Origin of the sequence: Streptomyces axinellae (assembly GCF_039532135.1) — a bacterium.
Lineage (GTDB): Bacteria > Actinomycetota > Actinomycetes > Streptomycetales > Streptomycetaceae > Streptomyces > Streptomyces axinellae.
The window spans coordinates 90,852-115,894 of record NZ_BAAARJ010000012.1 but is presented as its reverse complement, the minus strand read 5'-3'; the positions used below and the strand labels follow the sequence as shown (position 1 = coordinate 115,894).

Annotated in this window: 24 protein-coding genes; 11 read left to right on the top strand and 13 right to left on the bottom strand. The window is 72.4% G+C overall.

What is annotated here, in order from left to right; all coding sequences use genetic code 11:
* The first annotated feature begins 23 nt into the window (after positions 1 to 23).
* From ABD339_RS19270 to ABD339_RS19255, 4 genes are all read left to right on the top strand, one after another.
* The gene (locus ABD339_RS19270) at positions 24 to 1,268 is read left to right on the top strand and encodes a D-arabinono-1,4-lactone oxidase (protein WP_344567616.1); all 1,245 of its coding nucleotides are present in this window, start codon (positions 24 to 26) and stop codon (positions 1,266 to 1,268) included.
* 21 nt (positions 1,269 to 1,289) lie between these two features.
* Positions 1,290 to 2,174, top strand: a complete 885-nt coding sequence (locus tag ABD339_RS19265; RefSeq protein WP_344567615.1) for a sugar phosphate isomerase/epimerase family protein — start codon at positions 1,290 to 1,292, stop codon at positions 2,172 to 2,174.
* Between the two features lie 236 nt (positions 2,175 to 2,410).
* On the top strand, positions 2,411 to 3,442 hold the full coding sequence (locus tag ABD339_RS19260; RefSeq protein WP_344567614.1) for an aldo/keto reductase: 1,032 nt from the start codon (positions 2,411 to 2,413) through the stop codon (positions 3,440 to 3,442).
* A 15-nt stretch (positions 3,443 to 3,457) separates the two neighbouring features.
* Positions 3,458 to 4,900 (top strand): MFS transporter, encoded by a 1,443-nt coding sequence (locus ABD339_RS19255; protein WP_344567613.1) that lies wholly within the window; start codon positions 3,458 to 3,460, stop codon positions 4,898 to 4,900.
* Positions 4,901 to 5,197: 297 nt separating this feature from the next.
* Here the strand turns inward: ABD339_RS19255 and ABD339_RS19250 are convergent, their stop codons facing one another.
* Positions 5,198 to 6,598, bottom strand: coding sequence for a geranylgeranyl reductase family protein (locus ABD339_RS19250; RefSeq protein ID WP_344567612.1), 1,401 nt, complete (start codon positions 6,596 to 6,598; stop codon positions 5,198 to 5,200).
* Between the two features lie 276 nt (positions 6,599 to 6,874).
* Between ABD339_RS19250 and ABD339_RS19245 the strand changes: the two genes are divergently transcribed.
* Positions 6,875 to 8,197, top strand: a complete 1,323-nt coding sequence (locus tag ABD339_RS19245; RefSeq protein WP_425576036.1) for a dipeptidase — start codon at positions 6,875 to 6,877, stop codon at positions 8,195 to 8,197.
* A gap of 72 nt (positions 8,198 to 8,269) precedes the next feature.
* On the opposite strand, the gene ABD339_RS19240 is transcribed toward ABD339_RS19245, so the two are convergent.
* A complete protein-coding gene (locus ABD339_RS19240) occupies positions 8,270 to 9,307 on the bottom strand; it encodes an NUDIX hydrolase (RefSeq protein ID WP_344567610.1) in 1,038 nt (345 codons plus the stop codon).
* A gap of 277 nt (positions 9,308 to 9,584) precedes the next feature.
* Positions 9,585 to 10,163, bottom strand: a complete 579-nt coding sequence (locus ABD339_RS19235; RefSeq protein ID WP_344567609.1) for a TIGR03086 family metal-binding protein — start codon at positions 10,161 to 10,163, stop codon at positions 9,585 to 9,587.
* A gap of 64 nt (positions 10,164 to 10,227) precedes the next feature.
* On the opposite strand from ABD339_RS19235, the gene ABD339_RS19230 reads away from it, so the two are divergent.
* Together ABD339_RS19230 and ABD339_RS19225 are read left to right on the top strand one after the other, a co-directional pair.
* Positions 10,228 to 11,289: a DUF6597 domain-containing transcriptional factor gene (locus ABD339_RS19230; RefSeq protein ID WP_344567608.1), complete on the top strand. Its 1,062-nt coding sequence runs from the start codon at positions 10,228 to 10,230 to the stop codon at positions 11,287 to 11,289.
* A gap of 139 nt (positions 11,290 to 11,428) precedes the next feature.
* Positions 11,429 to 11,755: a DUF8129 domain-containing protein gene (locus ABD339_RS19225; RefSeq protein ID WP_344567607.1), complete on the top strand. Its 327-nt coding sequence runs from the start codon at positions 11,429 to 11,431 to the stop codon at positions 11,753 to 11,755.
* 291 nt (positions 11,756 to 12,046) lie between these two features.
* Here the strand turns inward: ABD339_RS19225 and ABD339_RS19220 are convergent, their stop codons facing one another.
* Positions 12,047 to 12,208: a hypothetical protein gene (locus ABD339_RS19220; RefSeq protein WP_344567606.1), complete on the bottom strand. Its 162-nt coding sequence runs from the start codon at positions 12,206 to 12,208 to the stop codon at positions 12,047 to 12,049.
* Positions 12,205 to 12,621, bottom strand: a complete 417-nt coding sequence (locus ABD339_RS19215) for an ATP-binding protein (protein WP_344567605.1) — start codon at positions 12,619 to 12,621, stop codon at positions 12,205 to 12,207. Before ABD339_RS19215 ends, ABD339_RS19220 begins: the two co-directional genes overlap by 4 nt.
* Before the next feature lie 151 nt (positions 12,622 to 12,772).
* On the opposite strand from ABD339_RS19215, the gene ABD339_RS19210 reads away from it, so the two are divergent.
* Positions 12,773 to 14,020 (top strand): helix-turn-helix domain-containing protein, encoded by a 1,248-nt coding sequence (locus tag ABD339_RS19210; protein ID WP_344567604.1) that lies wholly within the window; start codon positions 12,773 to 12,775, stop codon positions 14,018 to 14,020.
* Between the two features lie 601 nt (positions 14,021 to 14,621).
* Here ABD339_RS19210 and ABD339_RS19205 read toward each other — a convergent pair.
* Positions 14,622 to 14,897, bottom strand: coding sequence for a hypothetical protein (locus ABD339_RS19205; protein ID WP_344567603.1), 276 nt, complete (start codon positions 14,895 to 14,897; stop codon positions 14,622 to 14,624).
* Between the two features lie 89 nt (positions 14,898 to 14,986).
* Positions 14,987 to 15,931, bottom strand: coding sequence for an ROK family protein (locus ABD339_RS19200; RefSeq protein ID WP_344567602.1), 945 nt, complete (start codon positions 15,929 to 15,931; stop codon positions 14,987 to 14,989).
* 284 nt (positions 15,932 to 16,215) lie between these two features.
* Between ABD339_RS19200 and ABD339_RS19195 the strand changes: the two genes are divergently transcribed.
* Positions 16,216 to 17,217 (top strand): LacI family DNA-binding transcriptional regulator, encoded by a 1,002-nt coding sequence (locus ABD339_RS19195; RefSeq protein WP_344567601.1) that lies wholly within the window; start codon positions 16,216 to 16,218, stop codon positions 17,215 to 17,217.
* A 12-nt stretch (positions 17,218 to 17,229) separates the two neighbouring features.
* On the opposite strand, the gene ABD339_RS19190 is transcribed toward ABD339_RS19195, so the two are convergent.
* From ABD339_RS19190 to ABD339_RS19170, 5 genes are all read right to left on the bottom strand, one after another.
* Complete coding sequence (locus ABD339_RS19190) at positions 17,230 to 19,299, bottom strand: iron ABC transporter permease (protein WP_344567600.1); 2,070 nt, start codon at positions 19,297 to 19,299, stop codon at positions 17,230 to 17,232.
* A gap of 4 nt (positions 19,300 to 19,303) precedes the next feature.
* The gene (locus tag ABD339_RS19185) at positions 19,304 to 20,278 is read right to left on the bottom strand and encodes an ABC transporter substrate-binding protein (protein ID WP_344567599.1); all 975 of its coding nucleotides are present in this window, start codon (positions 20,276 to 20,278) and stop codon (positions 19,304 to 19,306) included.
* Complete coding sequence (locus ABD339_RS19180; protein ID WP_344567598.1) at positions 20,275 to 21,138, bottom strand: ABC transporter ATP-binding protein; 864 nt, start codon at positions 21,136 to 21,138, stop codon at positions 20,275 to 20,277. The genes ABD339_RS19185 and ABD339_RS19180 overlap by 4 nt, the downstream gene beginning before the upstream one ends.
* Before the next feature lie 232 nt (positions 21,139 to 21,370).
* Positions 21,371 to 21,826, bottom strand: coding sequence for a tellurite resistance TerB family protein (locus ABD339_RS19175; protein ID WP_344567597.1), 456 nt, complete (start codon positions 21,824 to 21,826; stop codon positions 21,371 to 21,373).
* Positions 21,827 to 22,192: 366 nt separating this feature from the next.
* The gene (locus ABD339_RS19170; RefSeq protein WP_344567596.1) at positions 22,193 to 22,330 is read right to left on the bottom strand and encodes a hypothetical protein; all 138 of its coding nucleotides are present in this window, start codon (positions 22,328 to 22,330) and stop codon (positions 22,193 to 22,195) included.
* 72 nt (positions 22,331 to 22,402) lie between these two features.
* Here ABD339_RS19170 and ABD339_RS19165 point away from each other — a divergent pair, with 72 nt between their 5' ends.
* Together ABD339_RS19165 and ABD339_RS19160 are read left to right on the top strand one after the other, a co-directional pair.
* Positions 22,403 to 23,788, top strand: coding sequence for a family 43 glycosylhydrolase (locus ABD339_RS19165; RefSeq protein WP_344567595.1), 1,386 nt, complete (start codon positions 22,403 to 22,405; stop codon positions 23,786 to 23,788).
* Positions 23,789 to 23,965: 177 nt separating this feature from the next.
* A complete protein-coding gene (locus ABD339_RS19160; RefSeq protein WP_344567594.1) occupies positions 23,966 to 24,322 on the top strand; it encodes a hypothetical protein in 357 nt (118 codons plus the stop codon).
* A 159-nt stretch (positions 24,323 to 24,481) separates the two neighbouring features.
* Here ABD339_RS19160 and ABD339_RS19155 read toward each other — a convergent pair whose 3' ends face one another.
* Positions 24,482 to 25,021 (bottom strand): toxin-antitoxin system HicB family antitoxin, encoded by a 540-nt coding sequence (locus ABD339_RS19155; protein ID WP_344567593.1) that lies wholly within the window; start codon positions 25,019 to 25,021, stop codon positions 24,482 to 24,484.
* Positions 25,022 to 25,043 lie beyond the last annotated feature (22 nt).

The window sequence follows — 25,043 nt, the reverse complement described above, 5'->3', positions numbered from 1 at the left end:
CGTGGTCGAATTGGAGTGGGGCGGTGCGCGGCACCGCGGACCGCGTCCTCACCCCGCAGACCGTGGAACAGATACGTGAAATCGTGCTTGACGAGACCGCACGCGCCCGAGGGGTGAGTGTCGTGGGATCAGGCCACTCCTACACGAGCCTCGTCACGCCGGCCGGGCGGACGCTGATCGACTTGAGCGGCTATCGCGGTCTCGTCGAGGCCGACCCCGTGAACATGACGGCCACAGTGCGGGCCGGCACCTCGATACACGCGTTGAACCGGCAACTCGCGGCCGAGGGCCTCGCCTTGCCGAACCAGAGCGCGATCGACGAACAGACCGTCGCGGGCGCCGTGGCCACCGCCACCCACGGAAGCAGCCCCCGGCAGGGCACGCTTTCCGAACACGTGGTGTCCGCCCGGGTCATGACCGCGGACGGCCAGGTCCGCACGATCACGCGCGACGACCCGGAAATCGACGGGGTCCGTGTGCACCTGGGTTGCCTCGGCGTGGTCCTGGATCTCACCTTCGCACTCGTACCGGGCCACACACTGCGCAAAGTGGTCCGCCGAAGGCCGCTGGAAGAGGTTCTGGCACGCCTTGAGGAGTTCAGGGAAGTCCACTTCGGCGGCTTCTGGTGGTACCCGCACACCTCGCAGACGATGGTCTGGACGGCGGCGCCGACGGATGAACCACCGACGTCGTCACGCGGACCGCGCAGTGCGCTGCTCGCGGCGCTCTGCAACAACTCGTGCCCGCCGCCGGTGGCGGGCGTGGCGCATCACATCGCCGCGCGGGCCGCCGGGCGGGCCGGAACGCAGGACATGCGCTGCGACGAGGCTCTCTTGCACCATCTCCCGCCGCCCGTGCAAGGGACCGAGTACAGCGTCCCGTTCAGCCGGGCGGCCGACGCGATCCGTGCACTGGTCAAGACGGTACGCGAAGGCGGCTTGCGCATCTCCGCTCCCGTGGATGTGCGCTTCACCGCGGCCGACAGCGCGTGGCTCAGTCCGAGCAGGCAGAGCAGCACCTGCCACATCGGGGTGACGTATCCGGTATCACGCCGGCGGCCCGAGGCATGGGCCGGACCGCTTCGGACCGTGGACTCGCTGCTGTGGGAGTTCGAGGGACGTCCGCATTGGGCGAAGGTCCACTTCCGGACGGGCGAACAGCTCGCCTCTCGCTATCCGCAGTGGGACCGGTTCCAGGAACTGCGAAGGGCCTGGGACCCCGACGGCGTCTTCCTCGGCAGCTATCTCAGGAATCTTTTCGAGCACTGAAGTTCCGACAGACAGAGGATCATGGCGATCAAATTCGGCTATCACACCTGGTCTTACTCCAGCTTCGGCAGCTGGGTCCCGGCCTACACCCTGGACGAAACCATCAAACGTCTGTCCCGGATGGGCTTCGACGGCATCGAACTGGGCGCCGCCGCGCCCCACGCCTACCCTCCGTACCTGAGCCCGGCCAGGCGGCGTGAGGTGCGCAGCCTGCTGGACGATCACGGTATCGAGGTGTCGGGCATCGGCCCGGCCCCCACCGGAGGGCCCGGGTTCAATCCCAGCTCTCCACTCGTCGAGGAGCGCCGGGCGACAGTGGAGCACTACCGGGCGATCAGCGAGCTGTGCGCCGAGTGGGGTGCCGGATCGCTGGTCTACCTGCCCGGCTGGGTCATCTTCGGCACCCGCCGTCGCCAGGCATGGGCGTGGTCGCGTGAATGCCTCGCGGAGATCGCCGATGACGCCGCGCAGTACGGCCTGACGGTGGTGATCGAGCCGCTCGCGGAGAACTCGAACCTGTGTGAGAGCGGCGAGGACGCCATGGAGCTGATGGAGGACATCGAGCGTTCCAACGTCAAGGTCATGTTCGATTGCAGCCACGTGCGCTACCGGCGCGAGTCGCTCACCGACTACGTCCACCTGATGGGCGCGGACCTGCGGCAGATTCACATCGCCGACTCGACGTCCACCCAGGTCCGGCTGCCGGCGGGGCAGGGGGACGAAGACTGGGAGGGTCTCATCGACGTCCTGCTCGACACCGGATTCGACGGCTACCTGACGGCCGAGACCGGATTCCACCGCCGCGGGATCAACCCCGACCAGGACGCCCGCACGGGTCTCGAATTCCTCAAGCCCCTCGTCGCACGGAAGTGCGCGGAGCGCGCCGGAGCCTCTCCCCGGCTCTAGACGACGGGCCGGAGGAGAGCGATCGGCATCCGGTGCCGGTCACGACGGCCGCCCCGGCCGTGGCCGCCACCGGCCGGGGCCGGCCCGCAACGTCACCCGCAAGCCGCGACCCCCACCCGTCACCACTCAAGGACACGACCGGAAAGGCTCGCCACGATGGAGGCTCTCACCCTGAGTACCGGGTTCGAGCCCGGTCCAGGAGTCCGCGCACGCCCGGCTCCGCGACGGGCGGCGTCGTGATCGGCGGACTCGGCTTCGGCGGGTCGGCTCTCGGGAATCTCTACCGGAGGGTCTCCGAAGAGGACGCCCGCGCCGCCGTCGAGACCGCTTGGCAAGCTGGTGTGCGGTACTTCGACACCGCTCCGCACTACGGCCTCGGCCTCTCCGAACGACGGCTCGGCGCCGTGCTCGGCGATCTCCCCCGATCGGAGTTCGTGGTGTCGACGAAGGTCGGCAGGCTGCTGGAGCCCTTCGACGGGGGTGGCGACGATCTGGCAGGCGGCTTCGCCGTGCCCGCGACCCACCGCCGGGTCTGGGACTTCAGCGCAGAGGGAGTGCGCCGGTCGCTGGATGACTCCTTGACCCGCCTCGGCCTGGACCGGGTGGACATCGTCTACCTCCACGATCCGGACGACCACTGGGCGCAGGCCCTGGACGAGGCGTTGCCCGCGCTGGCGGAGCTGAAGGCCCAGGGCGTGATCCGCGGGATCGGCGTGGGCGTGAACTGGTGTGAGACGGCCGAGCGGTTCATCCCGGAATCCGCACTGGACTTCGTCATGCTGGCCGGCCGCTACACGCTGCTGGAGCACGACGCCGCGGCGCCGTTCTTGTCCCGGTGCCGGGAGCGCGGCATCTCGGTGGTGGCCGCCGGTGTGTTCAACTCCGGGCTGCTGGCCCGCGCCGAAGTCCCCGCCGATGCCACCCACGACTACGCCGCGGCACCGGCCCGGCTTGTCGGGCGCGCCCGCCGGATCGCCAGGGTCTGCCGACGGCACGGCACCTCGCTGCCACAGGCCGCGCTGCATTTCCCGTTCGGAAACGCGGCGGTCCGAGCCATCGCCGTCGGCGCCCGTTCCGCGGGGGAGATCGCCGAGAACGCGGCACTGCTCGACGGGGAGGTGCCGGCCGGTCTGTGGGCCGACCTGCGCGCTCAGGGCCTGATCGGCTCCGAGGTTCCCGTCCCGCAGCCGCCGGGCGGGCCTGGAGGTCAGCCGCGGACGCCGGAGCCGCTGGATGAGCACACACGACGTGCCGTCCTCGGAGACTGACCCGGTGGTGCTCACGTGACACGGGCGCCGGAACGCGGCCGGGCCCGGCCCGTGCGGGACCGCCGTGGGCGGGATCGCCGGGGAGGGCGGCCGGCGGCGGTCGTCGTCGCGGGCGCGCTGTTCCTGGAGATGCTGGACGGCACCGTGATCACGATGGCGCTGTCCGCGATCGCCGGCTCTCTCGGTGTGGGCACCGTGACCGCCGGCCTCGGGGTGACGGCCTACCTGCTGACGGTCGCCGTGGTGATACCGCTCGGAGGCTGGCTGTCCGACCGCTTCGGGGCACGTCAGGTGTTCTGTGTCGCGATCGCCCTGTTCACCGTGGCCTCGATAGGCTGCGCGGTCGCGCAGACGCTGTCCCAATTCGTCGGCGCCCGCGTGATACAGGGCGCCGGCGGAGCGATGATGGTGCCGGTCGGCCGGACCGTGGTGCTGCGCGGTGCGGCCAAGAAGGACTTGCTGGCCGCGACTGCCATCATCACCTGGCCCGGTCTCCTCGCACCCGTACTGGGCCCACCGCTCGGCGGCCTGATCGCCGAGTACGCCTCCTGGCGGTGGATCTTCCTCATCAACGTGCCGCTGGGCACCCTGATCTTCGCGGCTGCCCTCTTGACGTTGCCGACAGCGGAGACCGTGCGCCGTCCCTTCGACGGCATCGGTTTCCTGCTCAGCGCGATCGCCATCGCGAGTCTGCTGTCGGGCACGCACCTGGCCGGCCAACAGGACACGAACTGGTACCTCGCGGGCGCTCCGGTGGCCGCCGGACTCGTGGTCGCAGCGCTCGCGGTGTGTCATGCCCGGAGGCACCCGGCGCCGCTCATCGACCTGTCGGTGCTGCGCATCGCGACGTTCGCCGCGACCTCGGCCGCGGGGTCGCTGCTGCGGCTGGCCATCAACATGGTGCCGTTCTTGCTGCCGTTGCTGTTCCAGGTCGGCTTCGGGCTCGGTCCGGTCACCTCCGGTCTGCTGGTGCTCATGGTCTTCGCCGGCAACCTTTTGATGAAGACGGTCACCACGCGCGCGGTGCGGCGATTCGGCTTCCGCCAGGTCCTGGTCGGCAACGGTCTACTCGTGGCCGTGTCATTGGCCGCTTGCGCCCTGTTCAGCGCGTCCACGCCGTACCCGGTTATCGGGGCGGTCTGCTTTCTGGGCGGCGCGTTCCGGTCCCTGGAGTTCACCGCGGTCAACACCCTGGCGTTCGCCGACGTGCCCGCGGCGTCGATGAGTGATGCGAGCACTCTCAACGCGGCCATCGCTCAACTGGCGGCCGGAGCGGGCGTGGCGGTCGCCGCGATCGTGGTGCAGGTCTCCGCGGGCGCGGGCGCGCCGACCGCGGCGGACTTTCGCACCAGCTTCGTCGTCGGCGCCGTGATCGCGTTGGCCGGGGCCCTGCTCTTCCTCGGGCTCGACCGGAATGCTGGTGCGGAGGTCAGCGGATACCGGGCCGCGGCGCGGTGATGCGTTCCGGGTAGTGGCGGCAGTGGTGGGGTGCCGCCCCTCCGGTCGTCGCGACGGCCGCACCTCTGACGCGGAGGGAGCGCCCGCCCTCGCTCTCGCCCTGGGGCGGACTGGCGGCCGGTCCGGCTCCGGATGCCGGGCCGGTTCCGGGGGAAGGGCCCGGCTCCGGAGGCCGGTCCGGCTCCGGAGAAGGGCCTCGTCGGCGTACACCGATCCGCCCCGCTCTCACCCGTTCACGTTCGCAGGTCCGCCCGCTCGCCTGTCCTCGCCGTCAGGCTGCGGGCGGCTGCCACTGCCTCAGGCGGGGCGGTCCGCCGCCTTCTCGCCGCCGCGCTCCTCCTCGGGGCCGCCGTCCGTTCCGGCCGTGTCCTCGGTTACGCCGGCCCCGTCCCCGCTCTTGCCGTCCGCATAGCGGGCAGCCTCCTGGGCCTCACGCCGGTCGAGGGTGTCGAGCGCGCGGCGGGCGACCGGGTGGACGCGGACGACCTCGGCGAGTGAAGTGGCGCCGCGCGTGAAGCGGGCGAAGACGTTCCAGGCGGGGCGGAATCCGGTGAGGGCCGCGTGGAAGAGGCCCGGGCGGCGGGAGAAGATCCGCAGCATCCGGCGCCCGACGCCCATCTCGACCCCGAGGCCCGCCTTGATGGCGAAGGCGTAGTTGAGGGCCTGCCTGCGCGCGTCCACCGCGTCGTGCGACTCGGCGACGCGCACGGCCCACTCGCCCGCAAGGCGCCCCGAGCGGAGTGCGAAGGAGATGCCCTCGCGGGTCCACGGCTCCAGCAGGCCCGCCGCGTCGCCGCACACCAGCACCCGGCCCCGGGAGAGGGGTGAGTCGTCGGTACGGCAGCGGGTCAGATGTCCGGAGGAGACGCTGGGCTCGAAGCCGGCGAGGCCCTGGCGGGCGATGAAGTCGTCCAGGTAGCGCTTGGTCGCCGCGCCCTCGCCGCGCGCGGAGATGACACCGACGGTGAGGGTGTCGCCCTTGGGGAAGACCCAGCCGTAACTGCCCGGCAGGGGGCCCCAGTCCACCAGCACCCGGCCCGCCCAGTCCTCGGCCACGCTCGGCGGAACCGGGATCTCCGCCTCCAGGCCGAGGTCGACCTGGTCCATCTTCACGCCGACGTGCGCGCCTATGCGGCTCGCGCTGCCGTCGGCGCCGACCACGGCGCGGGCCAGCACCGGCTGCTCCTCGCCCGAGAGGACGACGGCGACCGTGCGGCGGTCGGGCACCGAGGGCCCGTGCTGTTCGACCCGCGAGACGGTGACGCCCATGCGGACCTCGGCCCCGGCCTTGACGGCGAACTCGACCAGGCTCTGGTCGAACTCGGGCCGGTTGATCAGCCCGAAGAGCATGCTGCGGGAGCGCCGGGTGCGGGTCATCCTGCCGTTCAGGGAGAAGGTCACCGCGTGGACCCTGTCGCGCAGCGGCAGTTCGAAGCCCGGAGGCAGCGAGTCGCGCGAGGGCCCGATGATGCCGCCTCCGCAGGTCTTGTAGCGGGGCAGCTCGGCCTTCTCCAGGAGCAGCACTCTGCGGCCGGAGACGGCCGCCGCGTAGGCCGCCGACGCTCCGGCGGGGCCCGCGCCGACCACGACGACGTCCCAGACGGGCCCGGCCGGCCCGGTGCCCTCGCCGGGGCTGTCGGCCGCTTCGGCCGCTCCGCCCTCGAAGTCCTCGTTCCCGGCTGCGTTCTCGCTGCTCACGATGTGCTTCTGCTCCCGCTCGACCTAGGCTCCGGAATGGCCCACCGCATCCTACGGGGCCGCCCATGTGCGATACACATGTCTCCGTACACGTGTGCCAACGTCGCGCCCACAAGGAGCGTTCCCATGCAGCAGCCTCCGTCGCAACCGACGGCTACGCCCGGTTCTTCCGCTTCGCCCGGACAGTCCGGACAGTCCGGCCCGGCGGATCCGCCCGGGGCCGTGGACCGCCCCGGCGCGGAGGCGGCCGGCGTCGTGGCCACCGTCTCCTCGCTGATGCCGCGCGCCAAGGAGGAGCTGGCCGAGCTGGTGGCCTTCCGGTCGGTCGCGGACCCGGAGCAGTACCCCCGCAGCGAGTGCGAGGGGGCGGCGGCGTGGGTGGCCGGCGCGCTGCGGGCCGAGGGCTTCCAGGACGTGGCGGCGCTGGAGACCCCCGACGGCACCCAGTCGGTCTTCGGCTTCCTGCCGGGCCCGCCCGGGGCGCGGACGGTGCTGCTGTACGCGCACTACGACGTGCAGCCGCCGCTGGACGAGGCGGCCTGGCGCACCCCGCCCTTCGAGCTGACCGACGGCCCCGACGGGCGCTGGTACGGCCGGGGTTCGGCCGACTGCAAGGGCGGCTTCGTGATGCATCTGCTCGCGCTGCGTGCCCTCCGGGAGAACGGCGGGCTGCCCGTCTCCATCAAGATGATCGTGGAGGGCTCGGAGGAGCAGGGCACCGGAGGGCTGGAGCAGTACGCGCGGGCCCGCCCCGAACTGCTGGCCGCCGACACGATCGTGATCGGGGACGGCGGCAACTTCCGCTGCGGACTGCCGACCGTGACGGCTTCGCTGCGCGGTATGACGCTGGTGCGCGTGCAGGTCGATACGCTGGAAGGCAACCTGCACTCGGGGCTGTTCGGCGGAGTCGCGCCGGACGCGCTGGCCGCATTGATGCGCACGCTCGACTCGCTGCGGGACGCCGAGGGCAACACCGTCATCGACGGGCTGGAGACCGGCGGGCGCTGGGAGGGCATGGCCTACCCGGAGGAGGACTTCCGGCACGACGCCAAGGTGCTCGACGGGGTCGGCCTGATCGGTGACGGCGCGGTCGCCGACCGGCTGTGGGCGCGCCCCGCGGTCACCGTGCTGGGCATCGACTGCCCGCCGGTCGTGGGCGCCACTCCTTCGGTGCACGCCTCGGCCCGCGCGCTGGTCTCCCTGCGCATCCCGCCGGGCACGGACACCGGGCAGACCATCGGATTGCTGGTCGAGCACCTGAGGTCGCACGTGCCCTGGAACGCGCGGGTGACCACCGAAGTGGTGGGCCAGGGCCAGCCGTTCAGCGCGGACACCAGCAGCCCGGCGTACGCGGCCATGGCCGCGGCGCTGCGTACCGCGTACGAGGGCCTGGAGATGCAGACGGCGGGCATCGGCGGCTCGATTCCACTGTGCAGCGCCCTCGGCGAGCTGTACCCGGACGCGGAGATCCTGCTGATCGGGCTGAACGAGCCCGACGCGCGGATCCACGCGGTCAACGAGAGCGTGGATCCGCGCGAGCTGGAGCGGATGGCGGTGGCCGAGGCGCTGTTCCTGCGTACCTATGCGCAGCAGGTGTGAGATGGGCCAGTGGTGAAGGCGGTGCCGTGGCCCGTGCCCGGCACCGCGGCCGGCCGGCAGGGGGCAGGGCCCTCAGCGCAGAAGGTTGCCCGCGCCCACCGGAACCCCTGACTCCAGGTAGAGCGGGTGCCCCGACCTGCGGGCACGCAGCGCGCAGCGCAGCCGGTCCAGCCGCACCGGCGGCAGCAGTCCGGCGGCCTCCTCCTCCGTGACGAAGCGCCAGCCGCGCAGTTCGGCACCGGGCAACAGCAGCGCCGACGCCTCGTCCGCTGCCAGCCGCCCGCCGTCGAAGAGCAGCCGCAGCCCCCCGTAGCCGGGCGGGCGCGGCGGCTCCCAGTCGACGACGAGCAAGGTGGGCTCGGTGCGCAGCCGCAGCCCGAGTTCCTCGTCCACCTCGCGCACACCGGCGAGCGCCGGGGCCTCCCCCGGCTCCACGACACCGCCGGGGAACTCCCAGCCGGGCTTGTAGGTGGGATCGACCAGCAGGAACCGGTCGTGCTCGTCGAACAGGAGGACCCCCGAGGCGACCGTTTCGGCGGTCGGCTCCGGCGTCTGCACGATGTCCATGACGCCCCGGTCATGGCTGATCGCCTCGGCCAGGCGCTCCGCGCTCTGGCGCGGGGTGAGCCGCGAGGTGTCCACGGTGTGCGCCTCGGCGGTGATCCAGGGAAGCGCGTCGTGGTAGGCGTGCAGGTGGCTCAGACACCAGGCACGCGAGAAGCCGCCGTCAACGGCCGCCCGCTGGTCCAGCCGGGTGCGCAGTACCGTCTCCTCGGCGTGCAGCAGCAGGTGGCGTACGGGAATACGGCGGGCGGCCAGCGCGCCGAATATCTCGTCGCGGTATTCGCGGCACAGCAGCGTCATCGGGGCGATCAGCGGTCCGGGAACCTCTGTCAGCAAGGCGGCGGCCGTGTCCACCACGAGCCGCCGCCAGGAGCGCAGGTCCTGATAGTCGTCCACCTCCGCCAGGCGCTCCTTGGGGAGCATTCGCCGCAGGTCGGCGCCGATGATTTCGGGCTCGTAGAGCGTGCTGCCAGGAAGCAGGTCCAGGAGTTCATGGGCCGCGGTGGTCTTTCCGGCTCCGAAGGCTCCGTTCAGCCAGACGATCACGGTGGTGCCCCCCTCATCCGTCGTCCCCCGTACGGTTGCCCGCATCACCCCGGGCGGGAAACGCGCCGGGGCGGCTCTCCCGCTTCCGGAAGAGGCACGGCGCCCGCGCCCCGGCGCGCACAGCGGGCGCGTGAGACCCCCGGCAGGGCTGTGACCGGCGCGTGTCCGTTTACGTCCGATCCCGTCCGGGCCGGGCCGGACGGGATCGGGGTGGTGCCCGGAGCGCGCGCCAGTCTGCGGGGCGAGGAGGAGAGCAGCGGAGCGGAGCGAGGAAGGGTCAGCCGTGCGTGGTGGGGGTCCAGCCCGGGTCCCGGCCGGTGGCCGCGAGGAGGATTTCGAAGGGGCCTGCGCCGGGTGGCGCGGGCACCTCTGCGCCGAAGACGCCTCCCTTCCGGGCCATCGGCGCCAACTGCTCGAAGACGGGGACCAGTTCGGCGACAGCCGCCTCGGCGGGCGTGTAGTCCTGCCCGGTGGCGCGGGCCAGGTCCCAGCCGTGGACGGCCAAGTCGCCCAGCGCCATGTACGCGACGGTGCGCTGGGGCAGCCCCATACCGGGGGAGACGCCCTCCAGCGCGTCGGGGACCGACCACGCGGCGACGAGCCGGTCGGTCTCCTCCTCGAAGCGGGCGCGCCACTCCCCCGTCAGCCGGTCGGGAACGGTCTTGAAGTCGGCCGCCCGCCTGGCCGCCAGCTTCTGGAACTCGATGACGACGTGCAAGAGGTGGTTGAGCAGGTCCCGTACGTCGTACTCGCTGCACGGCGTAGGGGCGGCGAGCTGTTCGTCGGTGATGCCGCGTACGACGGGCGCCGTGGCACGGGCGGCGCTGTCCATCAGGGCGGAGATGTCGTGGGTCATGGGGGCGACGCTATGGCGCACGAGGGTGCTGCGGCTTGAAGAAACGCGACATAGCATCGCCGCCATGGCAGGTCAGGAAGGTGCGCGGGCACAGGACGCGCCCGCAGGCGCCCAGGGAGCGGGGAGCGCGCGGGCCGAGGCGCCGGGAGCGCGGAGCGCGCGGCCGAGGTCCGCAGAGCGGGGCCACTCAGGTGCCCGTGCTGCGGCTCCGCTGCCGGGGAGCCCGGGCGGCCCGGCGCTGCCGGGGCGTGCGGGGCACCCGCGCGAGGACACCGGGGGCATCGTGGCGGCCCACGGGCTGCTGGCGCGAGTCCACTTCCGCCGGCGGGCCGCGGCCGGGCCGCTGCGCCGCTGGGTCGAGCACTACTGGCTGATCGACTGGGATCTGACCGAGCCGTATGTCTCGCAGGTGGTGCCGCACCCGTGTGTGAACGTCGTTCTGGAGCGGCGCGGCGCGGCCGGTCGCGCGCCGGATTCCGGCTCGGTGGCGGGGGTCGGCACCGGCTTGTACACCACGAAGCTGGCAGGGGTGGGGCGGGTGTGCGGGGTCCAGTTCCGCCCTGGCGGCTTCCGGCCCTTCCTGACCCCGCCCCGCCCGCTGTCCGCCTTCACCGGCCAACAGCTTCCGCTTTCCCGGGTGTTCCCCGGAACGGAGGGACAGCCCGCCCGCGTCCTGGACCCCGAGGACGAGGACGCGAGAGTCGCCGCGCTGGATGCCCTTCTGCTCTCCCTGGCCCCCGCGCCGGATCCGGTGGCGGAGCGCGCGATGGTACTGGCGCACCGCGTCCGTACGGACCGCTCCGTAGCACGCGTCGAGCGGCTGGCCCGGGAGGAGGGCGTCTCGGTGCGCACCCTCCAACGGCTGTTCGCCACTTATGTGGGAGTGAGCCCGAAGTGGGTGATTCTGCGCTACCGCGTACACGAGGCGATGGAGCTCGCCACGGCCGGGCCCGGTATCGACTGGGGCGCGCTGGCCGCCGGACTGGGCTACAGCGACCAGGCGCATCTGGTGCGCGACTTCACCGCCGCGGTCGGCGTCCCGCCGTCGGCCTACGCACGCGCCGTGGCCCGCGGGCCCGACACCGATACCGCGGCAGCCCCCGCGCCCCGTCCCGGCGCCCGGTGATCGCGGAGGTGTGCGGGGCGCCGCCGCGGTTACCCGCCGGACTGCGGCGCGGTCCGCGGCGCCGCATCCTGGTACGGGAGCCCCCTGTCCAGGAGGACACACAGACCGGAATCCGCGGCACCAAGGAGGCCGGAACCCCATGTCAGCACAGCAGTCGAACGCGCTGCCCCTTCCCGACTACGACCAGTTGCCGGTGGCGAGCGTGGAGCACCGGATCAGGTCGCTGGGCGCCGGTGAGGTGCGGCAGCTACTGGAGTACGAGCGCGCACACGCGGACCGCACGCCGGTGAAGGAAGTCCTCACCGCGCGTCTGGACCAGCTGGACGCCGGCGCGGAGCCCTCCGCGGGCGACGCCCGGGCATCTGGTCCCGACATCCCCGCGGACAGCTCCGGCTCCTCCCCGGTCGGCCCGGCGAGCGCGGCCGAGCCCACCGAGCCGCTGCGCCACGGCAAACACGAGCTGTGACCGAAGCAGGCGCGGCGTCCCCCCGGCCGCCGGGGCCCGGCCTGACCCGACCTGGCCCTTCCGTTCGGCCCGTCGCCCGCCCGGCGCACTCGACCCCCGGTGAAACGAAACACCGTCCAGGTGGGCCGGGAGATCCAGGGAGATCCAGGGAGATCGGAAACGTCCAGGTCAGGGCCATAAATTCCACGTCCGTTCTTGCAGTTCGTGAGACCTGTGTGAGACGGCCGTGAGACGACGAAGCCCCGGCTCGGTGGAGTTCACCGGCCGGGGCTTCTCAGCGCTTTCGGGCAGTCAGTTCTGCTCGTCGTCCTCCGACTCTCCGCCGACGACGGGCAGGCCGGGTTCAGCAGAGGCCGTACTGATCCGCAAGCATCCGTCCGTGCCGAACAGCTCGATCAACTGCGACAGATGGGCACGGGCCGCACTGCGGCCGGGGGCCTCTCCCGTCGTCACCCGCGCCCATCCAGGTCCGCCCACACGATCTTGCCCCAGCGCCGCTCGTCCGTGCCCCAGTCGGCGGCCAGCGCCGCCACGAGACGCAGACCGCGCCCGCCCTCTCCGTTGTCGTGCGCCTCGCGCTCCACCGGCCGCACCCGGGAGAGATCCGCGACGCCGACACGTACCCGCGCGGCGTCGGGGCGGTCGATGACGACTCGGATGGACTCCCGCCGGGCGTGCTGCACGGCGTTGGCCACCAGCTCGGAGACGATCAGCGCCCCGTCCTCGGCCAATGCGTCCAGCCCCCAGACGGCACAGGCGGTACGAAGCAGACGCCGGGCTGTGGCTGCGCTCTCGGGTTGCCTCGGCAGGGTTTCGCTGTACCCGGGGTGCCCGGTCTGGCGGGCCCGGGTTGTAGGTTGCGGCATGTCGGTCTGCTTCCTTCAGATCGGCCAGCCCCGGGGCCGTTCGCGCGGTCGCCGGGGCGCTTCGCGTTCAGGTAACCGGGAGGCGTGATCATGCGGAGGAGCCAACCAGGGGGCCAGGGAGGGGCCACACTGGATACAGAAGGGGGCCACCATGAGCGACACCACCGAGCGGCGCCGCGAGTTCGGCGCCTACCTCGCCGGTCTGCGGCGGCACTCCGGCCGCTCGCAGCGGCAGTTCGCCGCCGTGCTGTGCGCCGTGTCCGGCGCCCAGTCGATCACGCGGAACGAGGTCTCCCGGTGGGAACGCGGGGAGCGCATCCCGGACGTGTGGCTCCCCACCTTCGCCCAGGTGCTCGGCGTGCCGCTGCGTGAGCTGGAGCAGGCCGCCGCGTACGCCCGGGGCGCCCAGGCCACCCTTCCCGGAGTCGCGGCCACCCTCGCAGACTTGCTGCCCGACGGGGAGGCTCTGGAGCCCCTGGCAGCCCCCCGTGGCCGTCGGATCGGCGCCACCACCGTGGATGGTCTGGCGGCTCGCGTCCACGGCCTCCGGCTCGCGGACGACGTACTGTCCGGCGGTGACCTGATCGCCCCCGCCTTCCGCGAGCTGCGCGCCGCCGTCCGCCTGTACCGCGAGTCCGAGCACTCCGAGGAGACGGGGCACGGCCTGCTCGTGCAGATCGGGGAGTTGGGTCAGATCGCCGGATGGATCGCCTCCGACGCCGGTCGGGGTGAGGACGCGGAGCACGCCTACCGGCTCGGGCTCTCGGCCGCCCGCCAGGCCGGGGACGCGCCGCTGGTGGCACAGCTCGCGGGCAGCCTCGGCTACCACCTGACGAACAGCGGCCGGGAGCGGGAGGGCCTGGAGCTGGCGAAGGCGGCCGTTGCGGAGGCCGGACCAGACGCTCCGGCCGCAACCCGCGCCCTGTTCCTGGACCGCGTGGCGTGGGCGCACACACGTGCCGGGGAGGCACAACCGGCCCTGCGGGCGCTCGGGGAGGCCCACGCCGCCCTGGACGTCACCGACGGCCCTCCGGTGCCGACGTGGGCGTACTGGGTGAACCGTGAGGAGCTGGAAGTCATGGATGCCCGGGTGTTCACCGAGCTGCGCCGCCCGCTGCGCGCGGTGCCGCTGCTCCAGGACGTGCTGGGGCGCTACGACGCCACGCACGCCCGGGAGGTCGCGCTGTACCGGTCATGGCTGGCCGTGGCACTGGCCGACGCGAACGAACCCGGGCAGGCCGCCGAAGAGGCCCGCCGCGTCATCGACACGTCCGGGGATCTCTCCTCGGAGCGCACGGCGGAGCGGGCCCGTACGGTCCTGCACCGGCTGAAGGAGTACGAGGACGTGCCCGAGGCGCGCGAAGTGCTGGCCGACTACGGACATCTCCTGCTCGCCTGATCGCGGCGGTCGCCCTGCTTACTGATCCGCGTAGAGGCTTCGAAGTTGGCGGCTCAGCTGATCCTGAAGCGCGTCCAGCGATGTGCGCGCGGCGGTTGCGTTTTGGTGAGGCCCCAGCCACCCCTGCACGCTGGTGGCCAGGTCTCTGTCCTCCAACCTTGCGATGTGTGCGCGCAAGAACAGTCCGGCTTGCGTGGCTGCCGCTCTGAACTCGCTACCGACGCGCTGCCCTGGAGCCAACTCGTCGGCAGCCATGACGCCTTCGAGACCGTGCTGTATCTCCATGATCGCCTCCCGCTGTAGGGGGTTCGGAGAAGCTGGCCGAACCGCTCGGCTTACCTTGATCAACAGCCCGTTTGTGAGTAATTGTGAGACGGCGTCTCTGGAGACGATCCAGAGGGGCCCCGAAGGACCCCTCGGGACTTGTACTTCACCCTCGGGACGACAGGATTTGAACCAGCGACCCCTTGCCCCCCAGTCAAGTGCGCTACCAATCTGCGCCGCTTCCCGTTCCCTTCCCCGGAGCCGGGGCGGGTCAGTCCGTGCGTGAAATCACCGTGCGCGCGGCGATCCCGAAGCCGGCGACATCGACGGCACGGTCCTACGCACGGCCTTCGGGGTCGCCCTCGGCCGATCTCGCCGCATTCCCTCTCCGCGTCGAGTCGGTATCGGTGTCGGCAGCGGCGTTGGCTGCGGCGGCGGCGAGCCCTTCCGCGATCTCCTCGTCCGCCACGGCCATGGCCGCTTCGGCCCGCTGGTACCAGATGTCACGTCTGGCCGGTGACAGCCCCGCCCAGGGATGGCGCTCCGCGCTGAACCCGAGGGTGCGGTACAGGGCCACGGCGTACCGCTCGCGGCGGGCTTCCTCGGCGGTCACAGACGGTTCTCCTCATCAGATGCTCTCGTCAACGGCACTGAGGAGGGTACGTGCGGGTCCGGGGTGCCGTCGGCGGCCGGTCCGCCCGCTCAGGCCACCTGGACGTCCAGCAGCTTCCACCCGGCCGCCGCGGCGCCGACGAGTCCGGCGTCCGTGCCGGTGGTGGCGGGGGCCAGGTCGAGGCCCTGGACGAAGGAGAGGGTGGCGTAGCGCTTCAGTTCCTCGCGCAGCGGCTCGAACAGCACCTCGCCCGCGCGGGCCACTCCGCCGCCGATGACGGCGATCTCGATCTCGACCAGGGTCGCGGTGGCCGCGATCGCCGCCGCCAGGGCGCGCGCGGCACGGGCGTACGCGGCTCGGGCGAGCGGGTCGCCCGCGCGGGCCGCTGCGGCGACCCCGGCCGCGGTGGCGTCCTGGCCGGGCCCCGGACGCCAGCCCGAGTCGAGCGCGTGGCGCGCGATGTTGGTTCCGCTCGCGAGGGTCTCCACGCATCCCCGTGACCCGCAGGGGCACAGCTCGCCGTCCATATCGACGCTGATGTGCCCGATGTGCCCGGCGTTGCCGGTGGGCCCGGGGTGGAGGGCGCCGTCGAGGACGAGGCCGCCGCCGACGCCGGTGGAGACGACCATGCACAAGGCTCCCGCGCGCCCGCGCGCCGCGCCCTGCCAGTGCTCGGCGGCGGCGATGGCCACGCCGTCCCCGACCAGGGAGACCGGCAATCCGCCCGTGCGTTCGCGCACCCCCGCGACGAGCGGGTGGTCGCGCCAGACGGGGATGTTGACCGGGCTGACCGTACCGGCCTTCGCGTCCACAGGCCCGGCGCTGCCGATGCCGAGCGCGCGGACCCGCTGCCACTCGGGCGCGGAGGTCAGCTCGCCGAGCACGTCGTCAGCGGTGGCGCTCATCCGCTCCGCGCTCTCCCGGGCGGGGGTGGGCCGCTGGGTGCGGACGAGCAGACTGCCGCCGGCGTCCACCAGGGCGCCTGCGATCTTGGTGCCGCCGATGTCGAGCGCGGCGACGAGGTCCTGGGGCATGGTCGGTCGTCTCCTGCGCGGGCGGTGGGCGGACCCGCTGGGAGCGGGGGCGGACCGGACAAGTCTTGCCACTTCTGACAACGTTGTCCAGCCCGACGGGGGCCCGGGCTATGCTGGCGGGCCCCCGACCGCCGACAAGGACAGGACCCGTGGCCGACACCCCCGCCCCCGCCCGTTCCGCAGGCCCCGGAGCTTCCCGACCCGCGGCCTCCGCCCGTAGCGGTGGTCCGGAAGCCGCGGCCCCCCGGGCAGGCGGACAGCGCCGTCACGCCAGCCGTCCGACCATGAAGGATGTCGCGGCCCGCGCGGGTGTCGGCCTCAAGACCGTCTCGCGGGTCGTCAACGAGGAGGCGGGGGTCTCCACCGATACCGAGCGGCGCGTGCAGGAGGCCATCACCGCGCTCGGCTTCCGGCGCAACGACAGCGCGCGGGTGCTGCGCAAGGGCAGCACCGCCAGTGTGGGGCTGATCCTGGAGGATCTGGCCGACCCCTTCTATGCGCCGCTCAGCCGGGCCGTCGAGGAGGTGGCCAGGGCGCACGGCGCGCTGCTGATCAACGGATCCAGTGCCGAGGACCCGGCACGGGAGCGCGAGTTGGCGCTCGCCTTGTGCGCGCGGCGGGTGGACGGGCTGGTCATCGTGCCCGCGAGCGAAGACCACCGCTATCTCGCTCCGGAGATCGCGGCGGGCATCGCCACCGTCTTCGTCGATCGTCCGCCGGGGCACATCAAAGCGGACATGGTGCTCTCCGAGAGCTTCGACGGGGCACGCTCCGGCGTGGCCCATCTGATCGCGCACGGGCACCGCCGCATCGGCTTCATCGGCGACCAGCCGCGCATCCACACCGCCAGGGAGCGGCTGCGGGGCTACCGCGCCGCGATGGCGGAGGCCGGTCTCCCGGTGGCGGACTCGTGGGTGGCGCTGGGCGGGACGGAGCCGGACAGGGTGCGCGCCGACGCCGCCAGAATGCTGGAGGGGCAGGGCGGCGGCGAGCCGGTCACCGCCTTCTTCTCGGGTAACAACCGGGTGACGGTCACGCTGGTACGGGTGCTGGCGGCGCCGGAGCGGCGGGGGCGGGCCGCGCTCGTCGGGTTCGACGACTTCGAGCTGGCCGACCTGCTCTCGCCCCCGGTCACCGTCGTCGCGCAGAACCCGGCGGATCTGGGGCGCAGCGCCGCCCAGTTGCTCTTCCGCCGTCTCGCGGGGGCCGATGACGAGCCCCGTACGGTCTGCCGGCCGACGCGGCTCATTGCCCGCGGCTCGGGCGAAATCCCGCCCCCGCGCTGAGAGTTCGGGCCCCTACCGCCGGCTCCGGATGAGGAGGTGGAGGAAATAGGGCGTTCCGACCACGGCCGTCATCAGGCCCGCGCCGAGCTGGGCCGGGGCGATGACCGTGCGGCCGAGCAGGTCGGCGACGCCGACGAGCGCCGCCCCCAGGAGCATCGCGGCGGGCAGGGCCCGTACATGGCGGCGGCCCGCCAGGGCGCGGGCCGCGTGCGGTGCCACGAGTCCCACGAATCCGATCGTGCCGGCCGCCGCGACGGCGGTGGCGCTGAGGAGCACGCTCACCACGAGGAAGCCGAAGCGTGCGCGGGCCGGCGGCAGCCCCAGGAGTCCGGGGGTGTCGTCGTCGAGCGACACGAGGTCCAGCTCTTTGCGCCGGGCAAGGGCCATGACGGTACCGGCGGCGAGGACGGCGGCGAGCGGCAGCACATCGGGCAGGGTCCGCCCGTACGTCGATCCGGAGAGCCAGGTGAGCGCCTTCGTCGCGTTGAACGGGTCGGTGAGGACGATGAACAAGCTGATCAGCGCACTCGTTCCGGCCGATACCCCGACGCCGACGAGGACGAGCCGGTTGTGCTGGAAGCCGCCGCGGGCGGCGAGCCCGAAGACGAGCAGCGCGGTGACCGAGGCGCCCAGGAACGCCGCACCGGCGACGCCCCACGAGCCGGCCGCCGGCACCGTGGTGACGACGAGGACAGCGCCCAGGGCCGCCCCGCCGGAGACGCCGAGTACGCCGGGTTCCGCGAGCGGGTTGCGCGTCACGGCCTGCACCAGCGTGCCCGCCAGGGCGAGCGCCGCGCCCGCGAGCAGAGCGGCGAGGACGCGCGGCAATCGGGTGTCGAGGATGAAGGTGACGGTCCTGCCCGCCCTTCCCTGTGCCCAGTTGATGACGTCGCCGAGGAGGAGCTTGGCATCGCCCAGCAGCACGGCCGCGATGGTCACACCGATGACGAGGGCCACGAGGACGACCACGGTGACCAGGAACGCGGCCCGGCTCGGGATGCGCAGCCGGTCCCCCGCCGCCGTGCCGCCACTGTCCCGGGTGCGGAGGGCCATCACGACCAGGAACCCGGCGCCGACCACGCCGGTGACCGATCCGGTGGGCACCGCGACCGCCGGCTCGGGGCCGACGGCGGCCCGCAGCAGCACATCGGAGCCGAGCACGAGCGCGGCACCGGCCAGACCGGTGACGAGGATGCGCGTCCGCGAGCGGACGAACGCCCGGTACCGGCGCGCGAGCGGACGCACCAGCGCGGGGGCGCACAGTCCGATGAAGCCGATCGGCCCGGCCAGTGTCACCGCCGCCGTGGACAGCAGCGCCGCGCACACGACGGCGGTGACGCGGGTGCCGCGGACCGGGACGCCGAGCCCGCGGGCCGTGTCGTCCCCGAGCGCGAGGGCGTCCAGACGGCGGGCGATGAGCAGCAGCCCGAGGAGACCGAGGAGCGCTACGGGCGCCAACTGCGCGACTCCCCCGGGCCCGTTCTGGCCGATGCTGCCCTGGTTCCACTGGTAGAGGCCCTCGGTCCGTTCGGGGAAGAGCAGGAGCAGCGCCTGGGTGACGGAGGCGGCGCCCAGCGCGAGGGCGCTCCCGGCCAGGACGAGCCGGACACTTCCGGCGCCGGGACCGGACAGCGCGAGGACGGCCGCTGCCGCCGCGAGCCCTCCGGCGAAGGCGATGCCCGAGGAGGCGAGGAAGGGCACCGAGACCCCGGTGACGGCGAGCAGTCCGAGGGCGAGGTAGGAGCCGGCGTTCACCGCGAGGGTGTCCGGCGCGGCGAGCACATTGCGGGTGACGGCCTGCAAGGCGGCGCCCGCGGCCCCGAGACAGACGCCGACCAGGATGCCCGCGCCCGCCCGGGGCAGGCGCGAGGCGATGACGACGGACACGTCGCCCTGACCCGCCTGCCCGGTGAGCGCCCTCCACACCTGGCCCGCGCCGACGGCGGCCGAGCCCTGGGTGAGATCGACGACGGCGAGGGCCGCGACGAGGAGGAGGAGCGCGGCGGTGACCACGGCCGGGCCCGCCTTCGACGCGGATGTCGCGGGGCGGGCGGCGGGGGCGGTCGTCGCGGTGACGGCCACGGCGCTACTTCTTCAGCGCATCGACGATGGCGTCGGCGTAGGCCCCCATTGCCCCGGGGCCGCCGAACATCCAGATGCCGCCGGGCAGTCGGTGCACGTCGTCGTTCTTCACGAACGGCAGGGATTTCCAGGTCGCGTTCTTCGTCAGCTCGTGGCCGAACGGGTCGCTGCTGTCCTCCTCGGCCGCTATGTGGGCGAATGGGACATCGCCGAGGCCGGTGAGCCCTTCCACGTCCGTGGTGGCGAGCCCGTACTTCTTGTCGCCCTTGGCCTTCCAGGCGTTTTCGAGGCCGAGTTCCTCGTTGACGGCTCCGATGAGGGAGCGGCTGGTGTAGGAGCGGATGGAGACCTGGTTGGCGGTGACATAGCCGTCGGCGAAGGCGATCTTCGTGCCGTCGCGGCCGGCGTCCTTGAGGGCCTTCCGGCCCGCCGCGATCTTCGCGGCGAACTTCTTCTTGACGGTGTCGGCCCGCTGCTTCTTTCCGGTGGCCTCGGCGATGAGGTCGAGGTTCTTGTTCATCTGTGCGATCTGACCGGATGTGTCGGCGGACCGTACCGCGAGGACCGGGGCGACCTTCCGCAGCTGCTTGACGGCCGAGGTGGGCAGGTCGGTGGTCGCGACGATGAGATCCGGTTCGAGGGAGGCGACGGTGTCCATGCTCGGCTCGCCGCGAGTGCCGATGTCCTCGGGCGTGCTCTTGAGCGGCACGGCCGAGTTCCACGTCTTGTAGCCCTTGACGTCGGCGACCCCGGCGGGTTCGACACCGAGCGAGATGAGGTGCTCGACGACGTCCCACTCGGTTCCGACGACCTTCTTGGCGGGGCCGTCGAGGGTCACTTTCGCGCCGGTCGCATCGGTGAGCGTGATGCGGCCGGAGCTTTTGTCCGAGCTGCCCGGGGCGGCTTCGGTCGTCCCGCAGCCGGTCAGGGCGAGTGCCATCGTGGTGGCGGCGGACGCGGTGAGGAGGAGGCGTCTCATGGGGTGGTGCCGGGCCTTTCGTTTCGCGTGTGATGACGGCCGATCGCGCGGGTGCGCAGCCGGCCGGTCAGGGGGTCGGTGGTCACGTCGATCCGGATGCCGTAGGCGTCGGTCAGGCGCTCGGGGGTCAGCACGTGCGCGGGTGCGCCGTCGGCGGTGATACGCCCGGCGTGGAGCAGGGCGATCCGGTCGGCGACGGCGGCTGCCTGGTCGAGGTCGTGCAGGACGACCCCGACCGCGATCGCGTGCTCGTCCGCCAGGTCGCGGATCAGATCCAGGAGTTCGACCTGGTAGCGGAGGTCGAGGTAGGTCGTGGGCTCGTCCAGGAGGAGGACGCCGGTCTCCTGGGCGAGGCAGCTCGCGAGCCATACGCGCTGGAGCTGGCCGCCGGACAGGTGCTCGGCGCCGCGTTCCGCCAGGTCCGCGACGCCGGTCATGGCCAGGGCCCGGTCCACCGCCGCGCCGCCGCCGCGGTCCTGTCCGCCCCAGCGGCCGCGGTGCGGGTAGCGGCCGAACTCGACGAGGTCGCGGACGGTGAGGCCGCCGGGGGTCGGGCGCCCCTGGGTGAGCAGGGCGACATGGCGGGCGAACTCACGGGAGGTGAGGGCGAGTCCGTCGGTCGCGGCATCGAGGGTGAGTGTGCCGTGCCGGGCGCGCTGCAACCGCGCCAGGGTGCGCAGGAGTGTGGACTTCCCGCTGCCGTTCGGGCCCACCAGTGCGGTGATCTCCCCCGGCCTGAGCGCGAGTGCGGCCTCATGCACGACGTCGATGCCGTCGTACGCCACCGTCATACCTTCGGCTGCCAGCGCACGGCCGCGCGGAGGACGCGTGGCGGTGGCGGCGTGATCACCAACCCTCATGGAGCGTTAGCTTAGCCTAACCTAACTTGCTCTCCTGTTGAGGGTGCCGCGCCGCCCCGCCCCGCAGCCCCGGAAGAGTGCTCCGCGGACCGAAGGACGGGGCCGGGCGCGCGAACCGGACCGCCGCCGCACCGGCCGGCAAGGGAAGTCCCCGCCGGATGCGGACGGAGTCAGGACTCGGCAGCCCCGACAGCCGACGGGTGCGGCGGCGGCAGAGATCAGAGGTCAGAGGTCAGAGGTCGAAGTCCCCCGGCGGGATCTCAAGGGTGAAGCACGCCTCGCGCACGACACTCCTCTCGGTGGCGTCGAAGTCACCGTCGGCGCCGCCGATGACGATGCCGATCTGGATCACGGCACGAGCCTCGGTGGGCTTCTTCTTCACCTTGGCGATCTCCTGGAGGATGCCCACCTTGCCGAACTCGAAGTCGGCCGTGAGCTTGTCCAAGTAGCCCTCGAAGCGCTGCCGCAGGTCCTCGGCGGCGAAGTTGCGCAGCACATCGTTGGCGGCGATGAGCTGGGCGACCCGCTGGCGTTCGGCCTGGTCGATGGAGCCGTCCGCGGCGGCGACCAGCGCGCACATGGCCATGCTCGCATCGCGGAAGGCGCCGCTCTTCAAGTCGTTCTTCTTCGCCTCCAGTTGGGCCTGCATCGTCTGGGCGGATTCCTTGAGGCGGTCCCACAGGGCCATGAAAGTGCTCCACAGAGTGAGGACGCCCAGCAGCGGCGAGCGGCCGGGCGTGGGGTATCTACAGGACTGTAGAAGCTATCAGGAGGCGCATCTCCCAACGGACCTTTCCAGCCTTCCGCTTCGCCCGCCCCACCCCTCCCCTCGCACCCCGCCCTCTCCACGCCCCGCCCCTTCATGGCCCCACCCGGAACGGAGGCGCCGCCGGCCCGCCGACCCGGACCGCGACCCGGACAGGGAGACCGTTACTCAATCGTGATTACCGAAGCCACCTGTCAACACCCCCCGCTGCCTGCGGAGTTGTCACACCGAGCCGACCGTCCGGCACACCAGGGCCTCCGGATTATTTTTCCGCAGTGTTGACGAAAATCAGCGGCCGTTCGCATGCTGTGCGGCATGCCACTCCAGGGCGATCCCGTACGGCCACTTCGCGAAGCCCCGCACCGGCCCCGCAGCCGTGGCCTCGTCGCCTCCCACCCCCGCCTGCACGGCGCGCTCGCAGCACATGGCACCTCCTCACCCCGCCGGTCCCCCCAGGCAGGGCACCGGCGCCCTGGACGACGAAGAAGGACGTGACTGATGACCAGCTCCAAGAACAGGTCGCACCTCGCCCGACGTTCCCTGCTGGCCGGTGCCGGGTCCCTGGGGGTGGCCGCGGCACTGCCCGCCACCGCCGCCCAGGCAGCTTCGGCGGCACAGCCGTCACACGAGGCCGCACAGGCCGCCTCCGCCAACACCGGCCGGTCGCGGGGGATCTACCCGTCGAACCGGCCCGACCTCTCGCCCTACGGCCTCGCGGACGCCCGGCTGGACCTGTGGCCCCGCAAGGACAACTCCTTCGTCCTCCCTCTCGAACTGCGCCCCCGCGACAAGGAACGCGGGCAGGTCTGGATGCGGGACACCTACGTCAACTGCTTCACCGTCGATGGCCGCCCCCTCTACGTCGCCACCGGCACCACCCGGGTCCCGGGCCTCGAAGCAGCCGCCCCCTGGAACGACGGCATCTTCGTGTGGGTGGCCCGCTCCCTGCGGGGCCCGTGGAAGCTGGCCGACACCACCGGCATCCGGCCGCACGCCGAGAAGGGCAAGGTGTGGTCGCCCGAGTTCGTGGACGAGAACCGGCCCGGCCGCACGGTCGTCGCCAAGTGGCAGGAGTACTGGCACGACGAGAAGTTCGGCAAGCGCGGCCAGGCATGGGCACCGGAGCTGCACTACTTCCGCGGCACCTGGTACATGGTCGCGTGCATGGGCGACCACTCCCGGAAGGTCGGTTCGTTCCTGCTGGTGAGCGAAGGCGGGGTCGAGGGCCCCTACCGGCTGGCCCAGGGCAACCGCGAGAAGCCCTTCGGCGAATCGTTCACCGGGGGGCCGGACTTCATCGAACCCGGCGCCTACTTCCACATCGACGGCAGCCTCTACAGCGAGGGCGACGAGGCGTGGCTCGTCCTGCACAACGACCTGTACGCGAAGTTCCGCCACGACATGGAGGACATCGTCCCGACGACGGACCTGCCGAAGTTCCAGCAGTCGCGCTACTCCCCCGAGCCGTACCTCGAAGGCGCCTACGTCTTCCGGCACTCGGGCAAGTACTACCTCCTGCACGCCGCGTGGAACCGGTCGTCCATCAACGCCGACGGCAGCACCCGGCACGCCTACGACACACCGGGCACGGGCCGCGTGCAGTACCAGTACGACGCGGTCGTCGCCGTAGCGGATCACTTCGAGGGCCCGTATTCCAAGAGGTGGACGGCAGGGGTCGGCGCCGGACACAACAACTTCTTCACCGACCGCGACGGCCGGCTGTGGGCGACGTTCTTCCGCAACCCGAACTTCGGCCACTGGTCCAACCCCTCCCGCCTGGACGAGTCCGCCGTGCCCGGTGTGGTGCGGCTGGAGTGGACCGGGCCGAAGGGCAACCGGCTGTACGTCCAGCGCCGGGACCGGGACCGGGACCGGGACCGGTAACAGCGACAGAGCCGGAAACATGGCCGCTACCAGGGGATTCGCACGGATAAGCGGGGGGTGAATCGCAGGATACGGCAATCCGACAGGGGGTAGAGCCGTGGCGCCCGGCGGGCGTGCTCCGTCTCGTGCGCCGGACGGTTTCCCGCATCTGTACCGCACTCGGAGAGGACTCCGGCCATGCTCCACCCCATCCGTAAGAGCTTCGCCCTCGCCGCCGCCGTGGTGGCCCTCGGCGGCGGAGCCGCTCTGTCCGCCGCGCCCGCCGTGGCCGCGCCCGCAGCCGTGGCACCGTCGGCCCCCGGCAAAGCCGCCGCCCCGAAGGTGACCGTCCAGGGCACGGCACCGGCCTGCGTACGGCGCGACGTCATCAAGCACAAGAAGACTGTGACCGTCGGCAACGACTGCGGAAAGGCCATGCACCTGAAGGTGGTCATCAACAACGGCCCCGACTCGAAGTGCCTGACCTACCAGAACGGTGAGGCGTGGACGTGGCACTGGGGCATGGGCTCCTACGGCAAGGTCGTCACCTGCTGACTCCCGTCAGGCATGTGCGGCCCGCCGCGGACAGTGGCGGGCCGCGCGTACTCGACGGGAGTCGCCCCTCCCCGTCCGTCTCCCCTCTGCTCCCCGTCTGTGCCCGGCCGAAAGCCCGGCCGCCGCGAGGGCTCCCCGCCGCCGGCCGGATCGGCCCCCTCAGCGCACCCATCCCGTATAGCCCTGGCCCCGCACCGCGCCTCCCGGTCCGCCCAGGGCCCCGGATGCGGGGCCGGTGCCGCCGGCCGGCTCCACTCCGCGTCCGACGACGCGCACCAGCCAGGCGTTCAGCGAGAGGCCCTCGCGGGCGGCTGCCTCCTCCGCCCGGCTCTTGAGATGGGCGGGGAGGCGGAGGTTGATCCGGGAGATCTCCTCGGCCCCGGCGGCGAGGTCCGAAGGGGGAGCCGGGAGCGGGGCGGGGGCCGGGGCGGGGGTGTCGGCCGCCCAGTCGTCCTGGGGGGCGGGGGTGACGACGAACTCGGGGTCCCGGCCCCGCAGTCGGACATCCACGGACCCGGGGGCGAGTTCGCCGGTGATCTCGCCGGCGGCGGCCGACAGGGCTTCCAGCAGCACCAGCCGTACTCCGGATTCCAGTGAGGCCACCAGGCGCTCGCCCGCCTCCCGGGTCTCCTCGCCTCCGGCCTCCGCGGCCAGGGCCAGTTCACGGCGGAGGGTGTCGACATACGGCGTGATATCCATGGCGCCACTATGGCACCACTAT

Coding starts and splice junctions, on each gene's coding strand:
- ABD339_RS19265 (WP_344567615.1), top strand. CDS start 1,290: ATGGCGATCAAATTCGGCTATCACACCTGGTCTTACTCCAGCTTCGGC.
- ABD339_RS19245 (WP_425576036.1), top strand. CDS start 6,875: ATGCCGCGCGCCAAGGAGGAGCTGGCCGAGCTGGTGGCCTTCCGGTCG.
- ABD339_RS19235 (WP_344567609.1), bottom strand. CDS start 10,163: ATGACCCACGACATCTCCGCCCTGATGGACAGCGCCGCCCGTGCCACG.
- ABD339_RS19230 (WP_344567608.1), top strand. CDS start 10,228: ATGGCAGGTCAGGAAGGTGCGCGGGCACAGGACGCGCCCGCAGGCGCC.
- ABD339_RS19225 (WP_344567607.1), top strand. CDS start 11,429: ATGTCAGCACAGCAGTCGAACGCGCTGCCCCTTCCCGACTACGACCAG.
- ABD339_RS19215 (WP_344567605.1), bottom strand. CDS start 12,621: ATGCCGCAACCTACAACCCGGGCCCGCCAGACCGGGCACCCCGGGTAC.
- ABD339_RS19210 (WP_344567604.1), top strand. CDS start 12,773: ATGAGCGACACCACCGAGCGGCGCCGCGAGTTCGGCGCCTACCTCGCC.
- ABD339_RS19200 (WP_344567602.1), bottom strand. CDS start 15,931: ATGCCCCAGGACCTCGTCGCCGCGCTCGACATCGGCGGCACCAAGATC.
- ABD339_RS19195 (WP_344567601.1), top strand. CDS start 16,216: ATGAAGGATGTCGCGGCCCGCGCGGGTGTCGGCCTCAAGACCGTCTCG.
- ABD339_RS19185 (WP_344567599.1), bottom strand. CDS start 20,278: ATGAGACGCCTCCTCCTCACCGCGTCCGCCGCCACCACGATGGCACTC.
- ABD339_RS19180 (WP_344567598.1), bottom strand. CDS start 21,138: ATGAGGGTTGGTGATCACGCCGCCACCGCCACGCGTCCTCCGCGCGGC.
- ABD339_RS19175 (WP_344567597.1), bottom strand. CDS start 21,826: ATGGCCCTGTGGGACCGCCTCAAGGAATCCGCCCAGACGATGCAGGCC.
- ABD339_RS19170 (WP_344567596.1), bottom strand. CDS start 22,330: ATGTGCTGCGAGCGCGCCGTGCAGGCGGGGGTGGGAGGCGACGAGGCC.
- ABD339_RS19165 (WP_344567595.1), top strand. CDS start 22,403: ATGACCAGCTCCAAGAACAGGTCGCACCTCGCCCGACGTTCCCTGCTG.
- ABD339_RS19160 (WP_344567594.1), top strand. CDS start 23,966: ATGCTCCACCCCATCCGTAAGAGCTTCGCCCTCGCCGCCGCCGTGGTG.
- ABD339_RS19155 (WP_344567593.1), bottom strand. CDS start 25,021: ATGGATATCACGCCGTATGTCGACACCCTCCGCCGTGAACTGGCCCTG.